The organism is Paenibacillus sp. 203 (assembly GCF_037027525.1).
Taxonomy (GTDB): Bacteria; Bacillota; Bacilli; order Paenibacillales; family Paenibacillaceae; genus Paenibacillus; species Paenibacillus polymyxa_B.
Genome location: NZ_JAXCHD010000009.1, coordinates 103,333 through 126,313, shown reverse-complemented (window position 1 = coordinate 126,313; position 22,981 = coordinate 103,333). Strand labels below are relative to the sequence as shown.

General features: G+C 45.3%; 16 protein-coding genes. 1 reads left to right on the top strand and 15 read right to left on the bottom strand.

Features of this window, described 5'->3' with window-relative positions; genetic code table 11:
• Window positions 1-336: 336 nt before the first annotated feature.
• From WA407_RS20315 to WA407_RS20245, 15 genes are all read right to left on the bottom strand, one after another.
• On the bottom strand, window positions 337-585 hold the full coding sequence (locus tag WA407_RS20315; protein WP_061828909.1) for a hypothetical protein: 249 nt from the start codon (window positions 583-585) through the stop codon (window positions 337-339).
• Window positions 586-808: 223 nt separating this feature from the next.
• On the bottom strand, window positions 809-2,155 hold the full coding sequence (locus tag WA407_RS20310) for a GH1 family beta-glucosidase (RefSeq protein WP_254329519.1): 1,347 nt from the start codon (window positions 2,153-2,155) through the stop codon (window positions 809-811).
• Window positions 2,152-4,629 carry a glycoside hydrolase family 95 protein gene (locus WA407_RS20305; RefSeq protein WP_336078253.1) on the bottom strand — a complete coding sequence of 826 codons (2,478 nt, stop codon included), beginning with the start codon at window positions 4,627-4,629 and terminating at the stop codon, window positions 2,152-2,154. The genes WA407_RS20310 and WA407_RS20305 overlap by 4 nt, the downstream gene beginning before the upstream one ends.
• A gap of 106 nt (window positions 4,630-4,735) precedes the next feature.
• Window positions 4,736-6,430, bottom strand: a complete 1,695-nt coding sequence (locus WA407_RS20300) for an ABC transporter substrate-binding protein (RefSeq protein WP_336078252.1) — start codon at window positions 6,428-6,430, stop codon at window positions 4,736-4,738.
• 74 nt (window positions 6,431-6,504) lie between these two features.
• Window positions 6,505-7,407: a carbohydrate ABC transporter permease gene (locus tag WA407_RS20295; RefSeq protein ID WP_023990333.1), complete on the bottom strand. Its 903-nt coding sequence runs from the start codon at window positions 7,405-7,407 to the stop codon at window positions 6,505-6,507.
• A gap of 15 nt (window positions 7,408-7,422) precedes the next feature.
• Window positions 7,423-8,436, bottom strand: coding sequence for an ABC transporter permease (locus tag WA407_RS20290; protein ID WP_254329517.1), 1,014 nt, complete (start codon window positions 8,434-8,436; stop codon window positions 7,423-7,425).
• A gap of 453 nt (window positions 8,437-8,889) precedes the next feature.
• On the bottom strand, window positions 8,890-9,306 hold the full coding sequence (locus WA407_RS20285) for a cupredoxin domain-containing protein (protein ID WP_336078251.1): 417 nt from the start codon (window positions 9,304-9,306) through the stop codon (window positions 8,890-8,892).
• 90 nt (window positions 9,307-9,396) lie between these two features.
• Window positions 9,397-11,163, bottom strand: a complete 1,767-nt coding sequence (gene cydC, locus WA407_RS20280) for a thiol reductant ABC exporter subunit CydC (RefSeq protein WP_336078250.1) — start codon at window positions 11,161-11,163, stop codon at window positions 9,397-9,399.
• Window positions 11,144-12,904, bottom strand: a complete 1,761-nt coding sequence (gene cydD / locus WA407_RS20275) for a thiol reductant ABC exporter subunit CydD (RefSeq protein WP_336078249.1) — start codon at window positions 12,902-12,904, stop codon at window positions 11,144-11,146. The genes cydC and cydD overlap by 20 nt, the downstream gene beginning before the upstream one ends.
• A complete protein-coding gene (gene cydB / locus WA407_RS20270; protein WP_061828918.1) occupies window positions 12,904-13,917 on the bottom strand; it encodes a cytochrome d ubiquinol oxidase subunit II in 1,014 nt (337 codons plus the stop codon). Before cydB ends, cydD begins: the two co-directional genes overlap by 1 nt.
• Window positions 13,904-15,310: a cytochrome ubiquinol oxidase subunit I gene (locus tag WA407_RS20265; RefSeq protein ID WP_336078248.1), complete on the bottom strand. Its 1,407-nt coding sequence runs from the start codon at window positions 15,308-15,310 to the stop codon at window positions 13,904-13,906. The genes cydB and WA407_RS20265 overlap by 14 nt, the downstream gene beginning before the upstream one ends.
• A gap of 402 nt (window positions 15,311-15,712) precedes the next feature.
• Entirely contained in the window at window positions 15,713-17,371 is a 1,659-nt protein-coding gene (locus tag WA407_RS20260; protein ID WP_336078247.1) for a response regulator transcription factor, read from the bottom strand.
• The gene (locus WA407_RS20255; RefSeq protein ID WP_336078246.1) at window positions 17,364-19,154 is read right to left on the bottom strand and encodes a cache domain-containing sensor histidine kinase; all 1,791 of its coding nucleotides are present in this window, start codon (window positions 19,152-19,154) and stop codon (window positions 17,364-17,366) included. The genes WA407_RS20260 and WA407_RS20255 overlap by 8 nt, the downstream gene beginning before the upstream one ends.
• Window positions 19,155-19,316: 162 nt before the next feature.
• Entirely contained in the window at window positions 19,317-19,898 is a 582-nt protein-coding gene (gene def / locus WA407_RS20250; RefSeq protein WP_336078245.1) for a peptide deformylase, read from the bottom strand.
• Window positions 19,899-20,115: 217 nt separating this feature from the next.
• The gene (locus WA407_RS20245) at window positions 20,116-21,171 is read right to left on the bottom strand and encodes a YrpD family protein (protein ID WP_061828923.1); all 1,056 of its coding nucleotides are present in this window, start codon (window positions 21,169-21,171) and stop codon (window positions 20,116-20,118) included.
• A gap of 217 nt (window positions 21,172-21,388) precedes the next feature.
• Here WA407_RS20245 and WA407_RS20240 point away from each other — a divergent pair, with 217 nt between their 5' ends.
• Window positions 21,389-22,798: an RCC1 domain-containing protein gene (locus WA407_RS20240; protein ID WP_061828924.1), complete on the top strand. Its 1,410-nt coding sequence runs from the start codon at window positions 21,389-21,391 to the stop codon at window positions 22,796-22,798.
• Window positions 22,799-22,981 lie beyond the last annotated feature (183 nt).

Below are 22,981 nucleotides of genomic sequence, written 5' to 3'. Positions count from 1 at the left end.
TCTCCTTAAATAATAAATTACTCAAAACTTTACGAACTCCTGTAATGTTGCCCCTATATAAGATAGCAGAAAAGTGGCCACTTTTTTTATTGTTAACAGAATTGTCGATTATTTGTCCGTTTTTTGTGAAAAACATCTCTAAAAATAAAATTTCTCTTGCAAATTCAAAATTTCTTATTAATACAAAGATGACATAATAAAAACGTTATTTGTGTATCTTAAAGAAGTTATATTAAAGAAAAAAGCGGGACTCCTTACAGTTATCATCCTACACTGCTCGAAGCCCCACATTGTTGTTTTCGGCATATCTTTGCTTTAAATCATTTTTAAATTGTATTAACTGCGGCCGTTTTCCTGGTCTTCCTTCTTGCGTGCAATGACAAATGATTTCCCAACTAGAAAAATAAAAATCCCGGCAACAACGCAGCCAATGCCTGTCATTAAATATATATTCCGATCAGTTAAATTACCTATATCAAGCAAAATAAGGATAATACCTGCAATACAGGCGATCCAAGCGATAACAGATACCGTCCGGCTCATTTGCCCGTCAGTTGATCCTGATTTCCTAAAATTTGCAGCCATACCCTCCACTCCCTTCGGTCTAAAATAATTTTTAGCGCCCTCGTCCGGTATTTTTGTCAGTATGCACATATCTTGCTTCTTTATTCCCTTGGTCTCTACATACCTGAAACAACCCTCTGCATATCTTGACTATTATTACCCCGGAAGACCCAGTGTTCAAACAAAAGGGAGCAGAGACAGGCCTAAATCTGCCTTATTTTCAAAACATCTCTTCGTTTATCGTTTAACGTCTGGTCTCCAACCAGTTATTACTTACTACATTTCGATACCAATAGTAACTTTCCTTCGGGGTGCGGACCTGTGTGCGGAAATCAACATGAATCATGCCAAATCTCATATTATATCCCTCTGCCCACTCAAAATTGTCCATAAGTGACCATGCCATATATCCTTTGACATGAAGACCGTCATGAATAGCCCGGTGTACCTGCACCAAATGCTGCTGCATATACGAAATGCGACGGTCATCCTGAACCTTGCCATTCACGACATCATCGTTGATACAAGCCCCATTCTCTGTGATATAAATATCGAGGTTACCGTATTTTTGCAAATAATGCAGTACCTCGTACAGCCCACGCGACTCCACTGGCCAACCGATATCCGTTACAGGTAGCCCCATATTGATTTCTTCAGATTGAAGAAACCCGGCTTCAGGATTAAAACGATTAACTGACATAGCATAGTAATTGATACCGATCATATCAATAGGCTCGCCGATAATATCCATATCCCCATCCTGAATAGGCACGCTGGCTCCCTGCTCCGCAAACCAGTCTACCAAAAACTGAGGATACGAGCCTTGATAAATAGGTTGAAGAAACCAGTCACTGTGCAGGGAAATGGTGCGCGCACAAGCGGCTTTATCTTCCTCAGATGTGCTGTAAGGAACAGCCCAGGAGACATTGGGAGCGATACCGATCTGGCCACTGGTGCCCAGCTCGCGGAAACGGCGCACAGAAAGACCATGCGCAACTAGCAAATGATGTCCTACATCAATGGCTGTCTGAAGATTTGTCAGACCCGGGGCATGAACACCCAGCATATTGGATAAAAAGGCGATGCACCATGGTTCATTGAATGTTAGCCAATGGTGTATTTTACCGTGAAACTCGCGGAACATGGTTTCTGCAAACCGGACAAACGCTTGAATCGTGCGACGATTCTCCCATCCTCCAGCATCCTGAAGCGCTTGAGGCAGATCCCAATGGTACAGTGTACAAAACGGTTCAATCCCATTTTCGTTCAACAAATCGACTACGCGATGATAATAGTCCAATCCTTCTTGATTGACTTCACCGTCACCATTGGGAAATATACGCGGCCAGGACACTGAAAAACGGTATGTACGAATGCCCAGCTCCTTCATTAGGCGGATATCTTCCTCGTAGCGATGATAGCTGTCACAAGCTACATTGCCGTTATCACCGTTGAATACTTTGCCAGGCGTATGGGCAAAGGTATCCCAGATCGACAAACCTCTCCCATCCTCCTCATAAGCTCCCTCGATTTGATAAGCTGCCGTCGCGGTCCCCCACATAAAGTCCTGCGGAAATTGAAAAATGGTCATATTATCTCTTCCTCTCCTTCAATTATAATCGTATGTTGGTTCGTTATTTCCTGCTCTTTGGTAAAAATCCATGACAAAATAAATCCTCCATGCTCAGGATCAGGCAGAGCCTGACGAGCATCTGCGCTAAACGGATGTGAATAGCGAATTGTGCAGCTTCCCGTCTGGACAGACGCGGTCAATTCAGCACGGACGAGCCTGGAACCAGACCATTCCATGCCGACCGTCATCCCGCCACGCCCCTTCAATCCACTGACCCTTCCCTCCGACCATGCCGTTGGCAAGGCAGGCAGTAACGTCAGCTCTCCCGGACGGCTTTGTAGCAGCATTTCTGCAATCCCCGCTGTCGCACCAAAATTACCGTCGATCTGAAAAGGCGGGTGAGCATCGAATAAATTAGGATAGATCGATCGCGACAGCAACGTGCGAACATACCGATGTGCGGCGTCGCCATCTTCCAGCCGAGCGTACAGGTTAATCAACCAGGCACAGCTCCATCCGGTATGCCCACCACCGTGATCAAGCCGTCGACGCAGCGATATACGGGCTGCCTCAGCCAGCTCCGGGGTATCACGGATGTGAATTTGTCGACCGGGATATAACCCATATAGATGCGAAACATGTCGATGCCCAGGCTCCGCTTCCTCAAAATCGACAAACCATTCCTGTAACTGGCCGTGACGTCCGATTTGATAGGGCATTAACCGTGCCCGTGTCTCCTCACAGCGGTTGCGGAACTCATCGTCTAATTCCAACAGGTCCGCAGCTTGAATGCAGTTATCCAACAGCTCCCGAATCAGCGTCATATCCATGGTGGAGCCCATAGATATACTGCATTCCTCGCCATCCGGCGTTTTAAATTTATTTTCAGGTGATGTGGATGGGGATGTCACAAGCCGACCCTCCGGGCCTTCCACGAGCCAGTCCATGCAAAAGGCTGCCGCCCCCTTCATGAGGGGATAAGCTTGTTCTGCCAGATAGGCTGTATCCAGGGTAAACAGATAGCGCTCCCATAGGTGAGCAGTGAGCCATACACCCCCAAGCGGCCAAAACGCCCAACTGGCATGGCCCCCTGAAGGTCCGGCGTATCTCCACACATCTACATTGTGATGAGCTGCCCACCCTTGAGCACCATAATGGATGGAGGCTACCCTCCGTCCCGTACGAGCCACTTCTCCAATCATGTGCAGCAATGGTTCATGGCACTCGGCAAGATTGCATACCTCTGCGGGCCAATAGTTCATCTGCGTATTGATATTGGTTGTATAATTACTGTTCCACGGCGGCTGCACCCGGTCATTCCAGATGCCCTGAAGATTGGCGGGCTGACTCCCCGGACGCGAGCTGCCCATGAGCAAATAACGGCCATACTGAAATAACAGCACCTCCAGTCCCGGGTCAGCCTGACCTTTCTGATAACGTTCTAATCGCAGATCGGTCGGTAGAACGGACTCGTCAGTTAGAGTATCACCTCCCAGTTCTAATGCAACGCGGTCAAACAGCTTTCGATGATCCTGTTCATGGCGTTGCCGCACCTGCTCACTTCCCAGCGAAATTGCTCCGTCTAAAATGACTTGACATGCTTCTACTGATTCCGTTGCATCACTATTCGGCATAACGTGGAATCCCTGAAATCCGGTAGCTGCTGCCAAATACACCGTGATTTTATCGGCGCCCGAGATGATCAGTGTTCCATCAGCACCCTTCGTCAAGGTTCCTCCCTCAGGAATAACCCTCGCCTGAACTGCAAAAGCCATCCCCAAATCATTTTCATAAACGACAGACTGTGGATGATTGCCGTGATAATTAGATTCCACATGACTGGGCGCTCGCCCAGTCAACGTAATAAAGTCCCTGATCGGCTCATCGGATGGATCGCCATTATCGCTATCCCATTTGGATGAATCACCAAAATGTGCATCCTCTCCAACCTCGTCTTCACAAGGATGGGGGGAAGTGAGGCGCACAGATGCATGGATCTTCCCAAGCTTATTCGCAGTCAGTGACACCATCATGATTCCATCTGGCGCACTGGCAATAACTTCACGGGTATAGCGGACTCCATCACTTTGAAAAGTGACTGCTGCCATTCCGGTCAGCAAATCCAGTTCCCGTTCATAATGCACAATTTCCCCTAGGCCCTCCTGCGTAATCCACAAATCTCCCAAAGGCTGATAGGCTTCCGTATCGCGACCTAGCATATTCGCATTAATCAGTTGTTCCGCTTCCTTGTATTTTCCATCTGCAATCAGTTTTCTGACAGGCTGCATATATCGCAAAGCATCATACTGAACGCCGTCTCTGGGAAACCCGGACCAGAGCGTATCCTCGTTTAATTGCAAATGCTCCTCTCTGATTCCGCCAAATACCATAGCTCCCAGTCTTCCATTGCCGACTGGCAATGCTTCCTCCCATACCTCAGCAGGTTGGCGATACCATAAACGCAGGGACTGTGGTCTTTTGCCTTTCGTCACATCAAACCCTCCCCCATCAAGATGAAACAGAGCGCTAATCCCGTATGGACCATAAGGACAAGCGCTCTGTCATTCCGGCATTCAAAATTTCGTTAAAAGCAGTCAGCTATTTAGAAGCCTTACCGCTCCATAACTCCACTCTGTCCTTCACCAGTTGCGTGTATTGCTGTTCCATTTGGACAGCTCCGGCGGCATCCAGTTCTTTAATCATGTTGTCGTATACCGTATCAAAATTGGAAGCTGGTGCTAAAATAGCTTCGGGTATACGTTTGCGGATAATGTCTGTCGTTTTTTTGAATGTAACGTTATAGTTGGATTCATTGTCTGTTGTCAGGTTATAGGCTGCGCCCCAAGGCTTTACATCAAATTCTTTCTTGTCCGGGAACAGATCTTTCCACGTTTTTACGCCATACGCTTTAAGTGATTCTTTCTCCGGCTCCGAATAAGCTGCGATAATTTGCTCCGGGAATTTGGCAGTATAGTAGTTACCCGTTGGGTCCTTCACGCCGTCACCATAGTGTCCACTGATGAGCGTGTACAAATCTATACCCGTGGATTTATTGAAGTTGGTTGCATTGTTCGTTTTTTGCTCCAGTACATCGGCAGGAATGACGCGTTTGCCGTCTTTGATCTCATAATGCTTGCCCTCGATCCCCCAGTTCACTAGCACTTGTCCTTCATCAGAAGCTAAATAATCAAGGAATTTAATAGCCCGCACCGGGTCCTTGCAATTTTCCGTAATCCCTACACCATAACCGGACGCAAAGCCCATATCCTGAAAGGAGCTATCCTTGTATTTCTCCGAAAGTGTAACTGGAAAATGCGCGTAGCTGGAATCGGCCTTGCCTGAAGCTTTTAACGCATTTTCGGCATCCTGATACCCCCACTCCTGATCAATCAGACCGAGGACACGGCCGCTGGCAATTTTGGATTTGTATTGATCACTTTTTTGCACAAACGAATCTTTATCGAGCAGCCCTTCATTGTACATGTGGTTCAACCAACGGAAATATTCCTTTTCTTCAGGACGTTTGTAATGAAGCTTCGCTTCAAATGTTGTGGGATCAATAAAATATTCACCATCATCTGGCGCTCCAGTCGTCTGGAAGGCAGGATTCGTTACGGTAATCATAATTCTCCAGTCGTCTGCATCCAGCGTGAGTGGTATCGTTTTTTTGCCATTGATCGTTGGATGCTTGGCTGTATAGGTTTTGAGTACGTTTTCATAATCCTGTAGCGTTCTTACCTTTGGATAACCTAACTCCTTGAGCACCTTATGCTGAATTTCAAATCCGCCCGTCGCGTCAAAGCTCTCCTGTCCCACACCTGCATACGTAGGAAGGACATAGATGGATTGATCTTTATTACTGTATTTCAAACGATCCATATAGGGTCCATATAGCTTTTTGAGATTGGGTGCGTGATCGTTGATCAGATCTGTCAGATCAATCATGGCCCCCGCATCCACAAGCTTGTTAATATTCGCTTTAGGAGAAACCAAGTCCGGGTATTCTCCACTTGCTGCCATCAAAGCAATTCGGTCATCTCCACCTCCGCCGCTGACATCAAATTCCGCATTCAAGGTTACACCTGTTTTCTTGGTCATTTCCTTGCCTATTTCATCCTTCATTCCATTCCATTGCGGGCTTGTATCTGCTCCGAAGAAGCTAAACGTAATCGGGTCTGTGCCGCTGGACGCGCCTTCCTTCGCTGCTTTATCGCTTCCTCCACAACCTGCGAGTGCGGTAAGAGACACCGCGAGCAAGGGAATCAGTGCAAATCTGGACCAGTGTTTGTTCATGTATAAATCCTCCTATATTCCTATGATGACTTCTCCTGCAAATAACTTATATTTCACTACCGGTATCCCGATTTTTATGATTTCACTGCCCCCAGCGTCATACCGCCTACAAAATATTTTTGCAAGAACGGATACACCATCAAGATGGGGAGCGTAACCGTAATCGTGATTGCCATTTTAATCGACTCTGGTGAAATTTGAGCCATTTGCTTAGCCATATCGTTACTATTCGTCATACTGGAGCCGCCTTGCTGCGTACTTTGCAGTATCTTCATCAGCTCGTACTGTAGCGTCGTCCATTGCGGCGCCCCACCATTATACAAATACGTATCAAACCAAGCATTCCACTGACCTACTGCCAGAAAAAGAGCAATCGTTGCCAATACTGGTTTGCACAGTGGCAAAATAATTCTCCAGTAAATCGTAAAATCATTCGCCCCATCGAGTTTGGCTGACTCCTGTAGCGCATACGGCAAACCGTCCATAAAGGAACGAATAACAAACACGTTAAATGCGCTAATTAAGCCTGGAAAAATGTACACCCAAAACGAACCCAGCAGATGCAGATCACGCATCAAAATAAACACGGGCACCATCCCGCCGGAAAAATACATCGTCAACGCCAAAAACGTAGAAATAAACTTACGAGCGCGAAACTCGACCCGACTCAATGTAAAAGCAAGCATAGACGCGCAGATCAATCCGAGTACCGTCCCAACCAAAGTACGAAGAATAGATATTTGCAGTCCCTGAAGAAGGCCATCATACTGGAAAATCGTTTTGTAATTTTCGAGCGTAAATTGGCGGGGCCATATATAAATACCACCGCGAACCGTGTCCGTTGAATTGTTCAGGGAAATCGCAAGTACGTTCAGAAATGGGTACAGCGTCAACACCACGATCAGAGCCATGAGGATATAGTTGAACAGATCAAACAGCTTCTCAGATCGGGTAGCATTAAATGCCTTATTCGTCATTTCGCCTCTCCCTCCCTACATAATGCTTTCTTTAGTTAGTTTTTTGAATATACCGTTCGCCGTAAACAACAGCAGAATGCTAACCAGCGAGTTGAAAATACCAATTGCCGTCCCATAAGAGAAGCGACCCAAATTAATCCCGTAATTGAGCGCGTACAGATCCAGCACCTCGGAATAATCCGTCACGAGACTATTGCCAAGCAAGAACTGCTTTTCAAAACCGTTGCTCACCAGATGTCCAATCGCCATAATGAACAGAACGGCAATCGTCGAGCGGATACCCGGCAGTGTAATATGCCACATCTGTCTCCAGCGGCTCGCTCCATCCACACGCGACGCTTCATACTGTTCTTGATCAATTCCGGTGATTGCAGCTAAATAAATAATCGTATTCCAGCCCGTCTCTTTCCAAATGTCGGAAGCGGTTACAATGTACCAGAACCAGCTCCCCTTTGCCATGAACTGAATCGGTTCATCCACAATATGAAGCGCTACCAATATATCGTTGACAATGCCTCCGTCAATGGACAGCATCTTGGTGACCAAACCGGCTACAACTACCCAGGATACAAAATGCGGAAGGTAGGATATTGTCTGCACAAACCGTTTGAACAGCATACCACGCAGCTCATTTAACAGAATTGCAAAGAAGATCGGTACGACAAAACCAAATATAATCCCCATCAGGCTCATCGCTAGCGTATTGCGTAATACCAGATAAAATCGTTCATCCTGAAATAGCTCAATAAAGTTATTCAGCCCTACCCATTTCTGGTCCGAAAAAGATTTAGCTGGCTTATAATTTTGAAACGCCATCGTCCAGCCCCAGAGCGGAAGATAGCTGAAAACAAACACCCATATGACGAAAGGAATAGACATAAAATAAAGATACTTTTGCTGCTTCACACTGTCCCACAAGCCTTTTCTACCAAGTTCAGGCTTTGGGCCGCGAGCCTTGCGCGGTCTTCCCCGGTTGGATTCAGGAATCACAGCTCCATTACTGGAAGCGGTTTCAGTTGAAGATCCCATAACAAGCTCCTCCTCATCTCTAGATACTATTATCATACTTTGCTGGCTTGAAAGCGGGTACCCGACGAATTAGGAGAAAAATCAGTTCAAAATTAGATATATGGGATGAAAAAAATTACATTCGTACCACTACGCATGCAGATGGTGCTTCCCTCGCTGTTGTCCCCGGATTTCTTGAATAAGCAACCAAAGGTAGAAATCCGGGGACAAAGGCGACCGCTTCGCTTGTCCAGCACCATTCCGCCTGCTCCGTTCTCATGTAAATTTTCTGAGAGAAGTCTTGTAAAAAACAAAAGATCAGCAATGTAAGCTGATCAGAGGTAAAGGATAAAGGATAATGCATATTGCACCACAGGTGGATGATGGTATATATACAGACTGTCGCAATTAACCTAATTGATTAAAGGAAAAAAATAGCTTTCTAGCATCCATGTGCTAGAAAGCTATTTTGATTTATTTTACCGTGATCGTCCCGTAGTACATGTACATGCCACAATTATACTCATATACCCCCGGCTTCAAGTCCTTGACGGTAAAATAATTATTTTCGTGATCCAGGTAAACGTCCATTCCGATCTTCAACGACTGCACTTCATCAATGCAAGTAAAGGATGTCATTTTCTTGAAATTGATTTTGGTTGGAACGCCAGCTTTCACTTCAATATTTTTAGGATAGAAACCGTCCCCTTTTACACCCACTGTAACAATCTCATATTTGGTCTTGTCTGGCTCTTCCTGAGCTTGTTTAGGTTGACTGGCCGGAAACGACGACACGCTCCCCTGAAAATAAAACAAGACAAACCCGCCCATGCTCAGGGCTACAAAACCAATCAGCATCAAATGCCAATACTTAGAGATAAGTGCTTTCATTTATATCAGCCCCTCCAGTTGAATGTCTACATGTGACGCATCCACTCTAACCAGTATATAAAAGTTAATCAAAATTTTAAATACCTCATTTCACAGGCTCGGATGATCCAGCTCATACAGGTTGCGATATCGGGACTGCTCCTGCCACAGCTGTTCATGGCTTCCTCGCATGGAAATGACCCCTTTTTCCATAAAGATCACCTCGTCCATATGCTCCATTCCTGTGAGATGATGCGTGATCCAGATGAGCGTTTTACCCTCCAGCACACGAAACATCGTCTGCATGAGCTCATGCTCTGTCAGCGGGTCAAGCCCCACTGTCGGCTCATCCAGTAAAACAATCGGGTGATTTTGCAGCAAAATCCGCGCCAGTGCAATTCGCTGTTTTTCTCCACCGGAAAAACGAAGACCCGTCTCCTGCATTCGGGTATCGTAGCCCTCTGGCAAAGAATCAATCAGGGCTCCAAGCCCTACCTGCTCTGTTACTGCACGAACCTCATCCAGCGTAGCATCGGGTCGTCCCAGCCGAATATTGTTCGCTACCGTTGTGTCGAATAAATACGGCTGCTGATTTAGCACTGCAAATAGACTGGAGTATGCTCCACCTGTATATACGGGAATCCCTGCGACAGTGACGCTACCTTCATCAGGCTGCAATGCTCCCTGAATCAGGTTCAGTAGCGTGGACTTGCCCGCACCACTGCGGCCAAGCAATGCAACCTTGCCCCCCTGTGGTACGTGCAGGGAGATATTACGCACGTTCCATTCCTGTGTTGTTGCATAGCGGTAGCTTACGTTGCTCAGCAGCAGGTCTCCTCCGTGGCCCAATCGCATAGCGGTAGCCTGTTCCTCTAGAATATCTGCTGTTCCGCCTGCTCCAGGTGTAGGTGTGTCTTTCTCCGAATCCTTTAACCGTCGAAGTGAATCCTGATACTCCGGCGCATGAACCACCGCTTCCCCAGCGCGAACGAAGCCATCCAGCAATGGAAAAGCCACAAGGGCAAAGGATGCCAGCCATGTGGCTTCTATACGATTCTGTGCTACCAGTCCTCCGGCCCACACAGTCATAATCACAACCCCGCCACCTACAACGCATTGTGCGATCCAATGAGAACGCCACTCGCTCCGGCGAAGTGAATTTTCCATTACGGCAGCCCTATTGTGTCGTTGTGTAAAGGTGCTCAGGAAATGCCCAGTCCGTCCGCTCAGCACCAGATCACTCATGCCGAACAGAGCATCCGTCAGTTCCTGATAGGCTTTACTCCGTTCCTGCTTGAACATTCGCCGTTTGGCGAGTGAGGTCCATAGTGAGGTAGCTGGGGCAATAAAAAGCAAAAATCCGCCATATAACGCCATGAGCAAGGCAAAGGTTCCGTCCATCCGTCCAAGCGCCCAGATGCCTGCTGCATAAATTAGCAAAGCCGATAGCGCAGGCAAAACTAGCTTCAAATAGATGTTTTGAAGCTGTTCAATATCCTCTGCCAGCAGTCCCAAGAGGTCCCCTGTACGGAATTTGCTGCGAATCATCAGCGCCAGTGGTTCCACTGCCCGATATAAGCGTACCCGCATACGGGACACAAGGCGCAGTGCGGCATCATGTCCTACCAAGCGCTCCAGGTACTGAATAACCGCTTTACTAAAGCCAAATGTTCGCACAAGCACAATTGGAACGTACACCATTAATATATTTTCCGGTTTTAAGGCCGAACGGGTAATCAGATGACCGGACGTAAAGAGCAACGCGCCCGCACATCCAATGGCCAATGCACCCAAAAGAGCAGCTACCAGAAAGGCCCAAAAATATTGTCTCAGATACGTCACAAACCAGCCTTGTCTGCTATTGTCCGTTACTCTCATATCGTCCGTTCCCTCCTTCCGACATCCCCGTCAGCAATCGGTAATATGCCCCCTTACGGGCAATCAATTGTTGATGGGAACCTACTTCTTCCAGACGACCTTGATTCATCATCCAGACACAGTCCATATCTGGCATCCAATGTAGCCGGTGGGTGGCAAGAAACACTCTTTTGTGTTTCAAAACCGATAAAATCGTCTGTTTTAGCTCCCACTCTGTCTCAATATCCAGATGCGCCGTAGGCTCATCCAATAAAATGACCGGACGATTACTGAGCAATGCCCGCGCCAATGCAATCCGCTGCGCCTGCCCTCCGCTCAGTGTCCTACCCGCTTCACCAATGGGCTCATTCATTCCACCCGGAAGACCGTCTACCAGTTCACGCAGTTCAACCGCGTCAATCGCCCACTCTACCTGCTGGTTGGATGCCTCAGGTTCATAAAAGCGGATATTATCTGCCAAAGATGCGCTAAACAGGTATGGATGCTGTGGAATATACGCAATATGACGCTGCCATTCAGTTTTGGCTTCCCCAGCCAATCCGCATCCATTCAGGAGTAGCTCGCCTGAAGTCGGATCAGCAAAGCCGCCAAGCAGACTAAGCAGCGTCGTTTTACCTGCACCGCTAGCTCCAACGATGCCGATCATGTTCATGTGCGGTTCAACATGTGCAGACACATGTTCAAGCCGAGCCGAACCGTCTTCATTAAGGAGGCACACATCAGACAGCTCAAGAATGTCCTGTCCCGTGATGTCCAATCCTTTATCGTTAGCTGCCTGTTTATTCGGCTTGGTCGCATCATCCTCTGTACTGAGAATGGAGCGTATTGCTCCCCAAGCCTCCTTACCATCCAGTGAAGCATGATAGTCTGATCCCAACTGGCGTATAGGCATAAAATATTCTGGCGCCAAAATAAGCACCGCCAGCGCTGCCTCCAAACCCACCGAGCCACTAATCAGGCGCAACCCCAAGCCTACCGCGACAAAAGCGACCGATAGCATACTAAAAAAATCAAGGGCAAATGAGGAAAGAAACGCTACCCGCAGCGTGCGCATCGTTGCCGTGCGGTATTGGTCGCTGACCTTCCCAACCGTTTCCCCATGCTCTTGGCTACGACCCAAAAACCTTAGTGTCTGAAGTCCACGCAGCGAATCCGTGAAATGATGAGATAACAGACGATAGGAACGCCACTGCTTGTCTGCCTGCTTCCGTGCCGCCAAGCCGAGCAAAATAAAGAAGCCCACCAGGATCGGCATCGTAGTCGACAAAATCACACCTGAAATGACATCCAATGTGAAAACATACACAAGCACAAGTATAGTTACAGCCATCATGTCGATCATACGAGGAATGGACAGTTCCAAATATGTGCGAAAACGGTCCATGCCGTCCAGCGCTAGCGTCACCAACTTGCCGCTACCTTCCCGCGCTGCAAAACCCGGCCCCCGTTCGAACAAACGTGCAAGCAGACGCTCCCGTAAGGAAGCGCCTGAAGCTTCAGCAAAACGGCCTGCTGTCCGGCGTTGCAGCCAGATCGCCGTATGCCTCGTTGCAAAAGCAGCGAAAAACAACGCCAGTGAAGGCCAAGCCATCACCAGCGGATTTTTATCAAATAAAATCGTAATAGCCTTTGCCAAGAAGACTGCTTGTGCAATCACTGCGGCCCCCTGGAGCAGGGAAAGGGCAGCCAGTAGCAGCATCACTGGCCGAATGCCCTTTAATTCAAACCATGCCTTATCCATTAGTATTCCAAATGATCCTTCTCACTGAGACGCTTATGGAAAACAAAATAGCTCCATGCCTGATAAGCCAACACAAAGGGTAAAAGCGTTGCTGCAACAATCGTCATGGCTTTCAGTGTGTAATGACTGGAGCTTGCATTATAAATCGTTAAATCAAAAGCACTGTTAATCGAGCTCACCATAAATCTTGGGAACAAACCGACGAATAACGATACGAAGGTCAGTAAAATCACTGCACCTGTCATCCCGAAGGCCCATCCTTCACGGCGCTGCTTCAGGAAGTACCATGTCAACACATAGGCGACAATTCCCACCGCAACCGCAGCATACATAAAGGGACCGCGACGTGCAAATAAATCCGTTGCAAAATAAGTCCATACCACCATGCCCGCGAGTAAAATGCCCAATACCGGAAGAAACTTGGACGCGATCACACGAGCGCGATCCCGTACTTCTCCAATCGTCCGCAGGGAAATAAACGTCAGTCCGTGCATTAGACACATTCCGACCACTGTCAGTCCAATCCATACGGTGTATCCATTGAATACATCGGAAAATCCAGCTTTCAAATCCATGTTTTGCTGAATAGGTACACCTTTCACCAAAGCCGCAAAAGCCATACCGAACAGCATCGGCGGTAGAAAGCTGCCAATCAGAATGCAGGCATCCCACGTTCCTGTCCACCATTTCCCTTCAGCCTTGCCGCGGAACTCAAAAGAAACTCCACGCAAGATCAAACCTAGCAAAATAAAGACAAATACCAGATAATATCCGCTGAACATGGTTGCATAAAAATGCGGGAATGCGGCAAACATCGCACCTGCTGCTGTAATCAGCCACACTTCGTTGGCATCCCAGAATGGACCAATCGTATTGATCATCAAACGTTTTTGTTGGTCATTACGCGGCACCAATCCTGTGGCCATTCCTACGCCAAAATCAAAGCCTTCCAGAAAAAAGAAGCCAGTAAACAGCACAGCAATCAATAGGAACCATAAATCATTTAGCGACAATGGTGTCACCCCCTTGAGCAAAAGGATCATGAATTACCGTTTGTTGATGCGGCTCAATATCTGGACCTTTGCGAGCCGTACGGTAAAACAGAAACGCCAGCACACCTGTTAAAATTAAATACAATGTGGTAAATGAGATGAACGAGAACAACACTTCTCCAGCCACAACAGTAGGCGAAACAGAATCTTTCGTTTGAAGTAAACCAAATACAGTCCACGGTTGGCGACCTATTTCAGTCATGATCCAACCTGAAGTATTCCCAATGAATGGAAGGGATATCCCCCATATGATAAGACGGAAGAACCAGCGATGTGAACCTTCCAACTTTTTACGGAACGTCAGGTAAGCTCCGTATAAAGCGAGTGCAATCATGCCACATCCCGCCGCAATCATAATGCGGAAGCTCCAGAACGTGGTTCTTACTGGCGGGATATAATCTCCCGGACCATAGGTTTTCTCATATTCTGCCTGAAGCTCATTCATACCAGGCACAGAGCCGGTAAATTTACTATAGGATAGAAAACTCAAAGCAAAAGGAACTTTAATCTCAAAGGTATTTTCCTTTTTTCCAGGATCAATCCATGCGATAACTGTCCAAGGAGCGGGGTCACCGCTGTTCTCCCATAAGCCCTCACTGGCAGCCATCTTCATCGGTTGTGTTTTCACTAAATATTGAGCCTGACCATGACCAAACAAAGGAATAGCTATGGCGCTGATTAAGGCAACAATAATGCTCAATTTGAAAGAAGGTTTAAAAAAGTCCATATTCTTTTTTTGCATCAGCTTCCATGCACTGATACCCGCGATCAGAAATGCTCCTGTCGCAAAAGCAGCAAACAGCGTATGCGGAAATTCCCATAGCAGTTGTTCGTTCGTTAGCAGAGCGGCAAAATCTTTCATTTCTGCACGTCCATTTTGAATCTCATATCCTACGGGACGTTGCATGAATGAATTAGCAGCTAGAATCCACAATGCCGATAACATCGTACCGATAGATACCAACCACATACAGATTAAATGGACCGTTTTGGACAATCTTTCCCAACCGAAAACCCATAATCCGATAAAGGTCGATTCCAGGAAAAATGCAAGCAATGCTTCAATCGCCAGCGGCGTACCGAATACATCACCGACAAAACGGGAAAAGTCCGACCAGTTCATCCCGAACTGAAATTCTTGCAAAATCCCGGTGACGACGCCCAGTGCAAAGTTAATCAGCAGAAACGTTCCCCAGAATTGAGCCATTTTTTTGTACAAGTCATTTTTCTTGATAACATACATCGTCTCCATAATTGCCACTAATAACGACAATCCAATGGAGATCGGCACATAAACAAAGTGAAGAATCGTTGTGGTTGCAAACTGCAACCGTGCCAAATCCAATACGTCCATGATGTTGCTCCCCCCTGCACTTCTCTTAACAATGATTTATAGTATTTATAATCTGAAGTCTTCTCCATTTGTGATAGTATTCACATTCTTACATATGCAGCGGTCACTTTTTAGATAATGACTCACCAACTACCTTCACCATGGTTGTCATGATCCGGCTTCAGATTTATCCCCATTATATAGAATAAATTTAAATGAAATAGAATCGAAAATGTGAACATCGTGTCGAAGCTGTGTCATAATGGTGTCGATTTGATGAAAACACCCTAAACTCTATAATAAATGTGACATTTTCGATTGATCTATCCATTTTTTCACCATAAAAAAGAGTCTCTCTTCGTTCGGAGGTTATACCTCCGACATCTGCAAGAGAGACTTCATAGCGTTAAATCTAGGAATCTATCAACAGCCATCTGTTCCTCCATTCTTTTGAACCCGATTACGGTAGGAGGAAGGTGACATTCCAGCATACTTTTTAAATTTACTATGAAAATAATCTGCATTCGCATATCCCACGCGTTCCGCCACCTGGTGTACCTTAATTCCTTGTGCAAGCAATTCCCTTGCTCGCTCAATCCTCACCTTATCCAGGTAGGCATTAAAGGCCTCGCCAGTATGACTTTTGAACAGTTTGCCCAAATAGCCACTATTGTAATTGAACATATCTGCCAGTAACTCCAGTCGCAAATTTTCATCATAATGACTATGTATAAAGTCAATCATTTGTTTCATGATGATGCCCTTGCCACCAGATTCTGTCTGGCCAATCCATTGCAACACATGCTCCAGCGAGTGATCCACCAGCTCGCCCAATGTGGAATAAGCATATACATCGGTTATAAAGCTGGAGTGCTCCTCCAGCACGGTTCTGCTGTGATCCTGTCCGGCTGCATACTTGTTCAACGCCAGTGTGAATGTTTGGGCGAACGCCGCCTTGATTGCAGATTCTGTGCGATAAATCCCTGGAAATTGGTCTTCCATTTCCTTAATGACACGGGTTGCAGCTTCACTATTAGCCATATCTAGCGCATAGTACAGCTTTTCTGCATAACGTAGGGGATCATTTGTAGCACGATCAGACGCTCCACTCATTTCAGTCTCAACTGTCTCCAATTCGTATAGGTCTCCGGAAAGCATGACTCTTTCTGCCCGGAACAAAAACGTACGTTCTAACAATCGTAGTGCCTGCTCAAAAGATCTGGGAATGTCGTTAAGAATGGATACAGGATCACCGGCAGCCACATAAATTTCCGTTGCCCACGGCTTTAGCTCCTGTCGCCAAGTAGCCAGTAACTGAACAGCATCTTTCTCCGTTTTTAACGTGGCGGGAAGCAAAAGACCCATATATATTCCAGCCTCAAACACGATACCTCTGCCCTGCTCATGACACAATTCCGTTAGCCGCTGCTTTGCTGCCGACTGCCGAGCTTGTCGATCCCAGTCAGGAATACGTAAATCCAGCAGAATAACCTGATAGCTACTCCAGTCCAAGGCTGGTAACGCGGGCTGTTGTCCATGTTTTCCGTTACCGCTTTGATGTTCAGCTTGCTCGGATGCTTTGTGCAGAGAATCGCTGCCTTCTACGGCCTTACGAGCATGCTCTCGATGAACCGGAAACAATAATGCTTCGATCCAATTACGCTCATGGGAAGGCGTACTTCCCCATTTGCCGTCTTCTTTCTCGTCCTCAATGTTTTGCCATATCCGTTTCAACTCTGTCGTCATTTCTTCCTCATCAACTGGCTTCAGTAGATAGCCATCTACCCCGAAGCCCAAGGCTTGCCGTGCATAATCAAAGTCTGCATATCCGCTTAATATGAGAAAATGAAACGGCTCTCCGTTCTTTTCACGTATGCTTCGTATGACCTCCAGTCCACTCATCCCGGGCATACGAATATCTACAATGACCAACTCCGGCCGATGCTCTCCGAACTTATCCAGAGCCTCGCGTCCGTTCCCTGCCGTATCGACAATACGGAAGCCACAATTCCCCCAGTCAATAATAGAGGACAATCCTTCACGAATCGCAGGCTCATCATCTACAATCATTGCTTTATACATTTGACTCTTCCTCCCTTGGTATGGAAAAGTATACGGTTGTTCCTACTTGTAATGCGCTTTCAATATGCAGTCCATAACGTTCGCCGTACATCAATGTCAGACGTTGATGTACATTACGCAGGCCAATACTGCTCCCTTCCGGCTCATCCGCCCCCCTGATCCGATCTAGCAGACGGGTCAGTTGCCCAGCTTCCATGCCGATCCCGTCATCTTCTACTTTAATTTTCAACTCTCTTTGTTCTATTGTAATATCTACCTTCACGGTAACTGGCTCTTCCTTATTTTCCAGGCCATGAATGACTGCATTTTCCACCAGCGGTTGTATGATTAAGGGAGGAATCGACATGTCCGTCGCGCTTTCTTCCAAATTCACTTCATAGATCAAACGATTTCCAAATCTGAACTGCTGAATTTGCAAATAGGATCGCACCATATCCAGCTCCTGTAGTACCGTCGTTTTACCACTACCAATCTCCAGATTCCGGCGCATCAGCCTGCCAAGCAAACGCACCGTCGTTGCAATTTCCGCTTCCCCATTCAGATGTGCTTTCATTCGAATGGACTCTAACGCATTAAACAGAAAGTGCGGATTAATTTGGCTGGCCATCATTTTTAGCTTGATATCCTTTTGTGCCAATTCCAGCCTGTTGTTGTGCTCACTCGTCTCATAGACCTGCGCCATGAGTTGGCGAATACTACTCACCATATAGTTGAAACGGCGGGATAAATCCCCGATCTCGTCCTTTCCCTCCACACTCGATACCACATGAAAATCGCCCGCGGCTACCTTACCCAGCTCATAGCTCAACCGCTGTAGTCGTTTGGTAATCAGCCAGGAAATGATGGTGATTAGAATCAGTGCCATAACCAGCACTGCAAGAACACATAAAGCACCAATCAGGCTGATTCGGTTGGCTCCCTGTACAATATGCTCCGTCGAAAACACTGAAATAATCGTAAATCCGCTCACACTGGAGGCGGGCAGCAGCTCATCCACGATGATGTTGGAGGGCACTCCGTTGATTTTCGCTTCATATATTCCCTTACCCGCACGCTGGACGTCAAAGCCCAAATGTAAATCTCCCAACGTCTGACCCACCGACTGCGGACGAGTAGCTGCGACCACAATCCCGTTACGATCTGCAATCAATGTTTCAAAAGGCTCCTTGCTCAGCATATGATTCAACTCGGTCTGGCTCAGCGATATCATCAGAACTCCCTTGGTATTGTATTCGGGAAATGGAATTTGCCGTACCAGGCTCAGGCGATTAACCGGGTTATCTTCCTTATCCTGAATGTAAAACCAGTTAATCGCCGTCCCCTTCAAAGCCGTCTGGAACCACTGCTGCCGCTCAATGTTAGAGTCCACTGGAATAAACTCCAGATTATTGACAAGCGTCGGATTGTACGAATAGAACCGGATGGTAGCAACTTCTCTATATTGCTGAGTATACTCATTAAAATCCTTGTATTGATGATACGCATTCATCAGCTCTACCATACCCGGATACCGTCGGTTCGCCATCTCCCTCAGCCTTTTATCGAACATGAGCCCATTTGAAATATCCGTTGGCACACGCAGTAAATTTGCCGTCTGGCTCTTGATCTTTTCCACATTGTTTACCGTCTGGGCAATTGCACTATTCAATGCCTGCTCTCGCAAATAAAAAGTAACGCAACCGCCCACCACCAGCACCGGGATCATGACAATCAGTACGTAGGAGAACAGCAGCTTATTCCGCATACGCATATTATTCATCAAAAGCCGTACTCCACGATTCATGCCATCCCTCCCATAAGATAAGCGCTTACATTTTTATGTATTTTCACATTCTCTATCACAATCTACACGTTTCCAGTTTAAAGCTTCGTAACCTCTATATCTATATTTTTGTAAAATTTAAAAATGTGGCGAACGGAGTCACCACACTTTACAATTCCTAAACTATTTACGTACAAAAGGTTCGATATGCACTCCCTGCGGCAGCCTGTGCGGATCTTCCGGGTTGATACGGTCATAGAACATAATGCCGTCCAAATGGTCCATTTCATGCTGCACGACAACCGCTGCATAACCTTTGAAAGTCAATAGCTCCTGTGTTCCGTCTGGTAAAGTGGCCTTAATACGAATTTTTTCGTAACGCGGTACATATCCGGCTACGTACCGATCTACAGACAAGCACCCCTCTCCCTGTTCCAAATAAATCATGGACGTGGAGTGACTGACCAGCTTCGGATTAAACAATGCATACTCTACCGTTTTGTCCCCATCTTCATAATAAATAGCGCACATTCTTTTGTTCAGACCTACCTGATTCGCGGATAGCCCCACACCCGGGCGTAGATCATAGCGAGTGGCCAGCTCTTCATTTTGGCTATTTTTCAGATAATCTAGCATCCATTGCATCTGTTGCAGGTCCTCTTCAGACAGCGGCAGGCATACCGGCTCAACCTTTGTGCGCAAAATCGGTTCCCCTTCACGCACGATATCCTTCGTGAGAAGCATGTCCATCGATTGATTACTCATTCGTCAGCCTCGATTCATTTAAATAAATATACTTTCATGTTATTCTGCAAAAGTTAGGGAGTTCCCAATATTCCTACAAGTTTTATCCCATAAATTATATCTATTCATGAAATGAATTGTCAAAATGAAGCGGTAGTGGAGTGTAAGCAAACAATATGGCTTTTAATAAAAAAATAAAACCGCTCCTTAGAACGGTTTTATAAACTATACTAATATACTATTTTGAAAGCTTAAAAGATGCACTATTTCCACTAATTGTGACTTGAGTATTGGCTACTTCATCTTTAACTGGTGTTTTGGCTATCCCGTCAATTGATATTTCACTTAGAGTAGAATTCATCTGCCCGCTTGCTCCGGAACCAGCAATAGTTGCTAACAACTTATAATTAACTACACTGTTCACTCCAATATTTGATTTAGAAAAGATAGTGGTCAGCTTAGTATCACCATGTCTTGAACATCCAAGATCTGCACATATAGCAGTCCCCGCAAGTTTTAATCTTACAGCGTTATGTTCAACACCACTAGTATAGTTCCTCCATAAGTCTATCTGAACTGGCTGTCCAGTAATATACCCATTTTTATATTGTACCTGATTATAACCATCAAGTAGATATGAAGTTGACAGTGGATCGTCCCCACCTATTTTAAGATAAGGCTGCCAAACTCCCGGAGCATCTCCTTTACTATAAGCCAATCCTGCATCAACTTCCAATCCTCTTGCTGTAAACCCTGTATACATATATGGGGTTCCATTTGTAGCCAGCAAAGTAGAGTTACTTGATGTAGTAGTGGCCCTAGTCTCAATGTAGTTACCTGTCGTACTATTGACCAATACCCTTCCTCCAAATCCTCCTTGTATTGCTTGTGGTTTAATAACGTGTGTTTCCTCTCTACCATTTTCAACTGGTAAAATAATCAACTCTGGATCTTTAATTGAAGAATCCTCATAAAAAAAGAGGTTAGTATCGTCCAAATAACAGTAGTCAATAGTTTCATATGTAGAAGATTCAATAGATGCATTAAATGATTGACTATTTGCTTTTTCTTCTCTAACAACTTTTTTGGCTTGAATAATAAAGTTGTTTATCTTTTCCTGGCTAACCTCAGCATCATTTTTTACTGTAACATTTTTAGAATGTTCTAATCCATAAGTTGATTGCGTTACTGAATCGCTAACTTTTTCCGTAATATCTTCGTTATTAGCCGAAGCAGTAACACCAATTGAAGAGAATAACAGAAAGATAATTATTGAGAACTTTACCTTTTTCATTCACTCTCACCTCATCCTAATTTTTGAGAAAAATTTTTGCTATACTCCTTCCCTAATTGTAAAAATTTTCACCCAAAACATATAATAGTATTTCATTATTCATTTGTCTACATTTTTTATGGAAATAAATGCATACTCACTGGATTTATTTGCAATTTCTTTCTTGTTTATGGTTATATGATATTAGAAGTTATTTAAAAAAAGGAGAGAGCATATTTTGAAAAATCAAAATTCAAAGCAATGTTTCATAGCTTTATCAGTTATTTTACTAATTTTCTCCTCTTGCTTAGTTTCAAAAGAAGCATATTCAAACGAATATGTAAAACCATCTCCAGATATAGTTCAATTTTCAAGCAGTGGTGAACATACTTACGCTATTGACAAGCAAGGAAAGCTACTTGCATGGGGGCGTAATGAAGATGGGGAATTAGGCTCAGAAGACGGCATAAATCGTTCCGTACCTTCTCCTGTGGTTTCTATGTCATCTGATACTTTTAAACAGGTCACCACGGGTCGCTTTAGTTCTCTAGCCATAAAAACAGATGGTACCGTTGTTAGTTGGCAAAGTAAAAAAAATCAAGGTCGTAGTATTGCCCCTAAAACCTTCTCAAGCCTAAAAAATGTTGTTAAAATTGCTGCCGGAGGAGATCACTTTTTAGCATTAGATCAAAGCGGGCAGGTTTGGGGCTGGGGTGATAATTCTCGGGGCCAATTAGCCAACTTTCAGTCATCTTTCATCAATGAACCAACTTTAATAAAAGATCTACCCATGAATATTGTGGGTATAGCAGCTACGAATCAGGGTTCCTTTGCACTTTCCAAGGATGGAACATTGCTCTATTGGGGCGGCGACAATGAAGATGCGAATATTAAAGAACCACAGCTGCTTAAACAACTTAAAAAAATTAAAATGATTAAAAGTGGAGATTTTGCTATAAGTGCAATTGATATGAATGGCAACGGGTGGACATATAATCCGCTAGAGAGCAAAACCAAACAGTTTAAAATTCCACAGAAGTTAAAAGATATCTCTGCTCAGTTCGACCACACTGTTTCATTTGTAACAACTACTGGCGATGTCTGGATTTCTGCTGGTAATTCCAATCCAGAGAAAGTAAAGGGGCTTGCTAATATATCGGAAGTAAACTCTGGAAACGACTTTACAATCGTAAGAACGGAAAACAATAAATTATGGAGTTGGGGGAGCAACGTTAACGGTCAACTTGGAATTGACTCGACATTGAAAAATGTAAAGCAACCGACTATTGTAGTGAAGCCTATTCAATTGACCGTAGATGGCTCTACCATGGATCTGACTACCACTCCCAAATTACTGAACGGCTCAGTCTATGTTCCTTTCAGAGGAATATTTGAAAAATCAGGAGCTAAAGTCATTTGGAATAATAGCCAAAGGGATCATGTCACCATCACAAAAGGTAAACTGACTATAGAACTAGTTGTAAACCAAAATTTCGCATTGGTTAATGGAAAAAAAGTAAGTCTCGCTGCTCCTCCAAAATATATAAACGGGAGCATTTTGGTACCGATCAGATTCATTTCTCAAACCTTGGGTGCAAAGGTAAACTGGAACGCATCAAAATATGAGGTAACTGTCAATAATCAATAGAAGCCAAGAAAGAACGAGCGATCATCCCATTAAATATGAATAGCCTTAATAGTTCACAAGCTTAACTCTTAACTATTCTTATTAATTTAACACAAGCAAAAATCTCCTATACCAATGAAGTGGTCAGGAGATTTTTTGCCGTTATCATACCTTTGAAATTAATCTACGTATCTTTTCTTACTA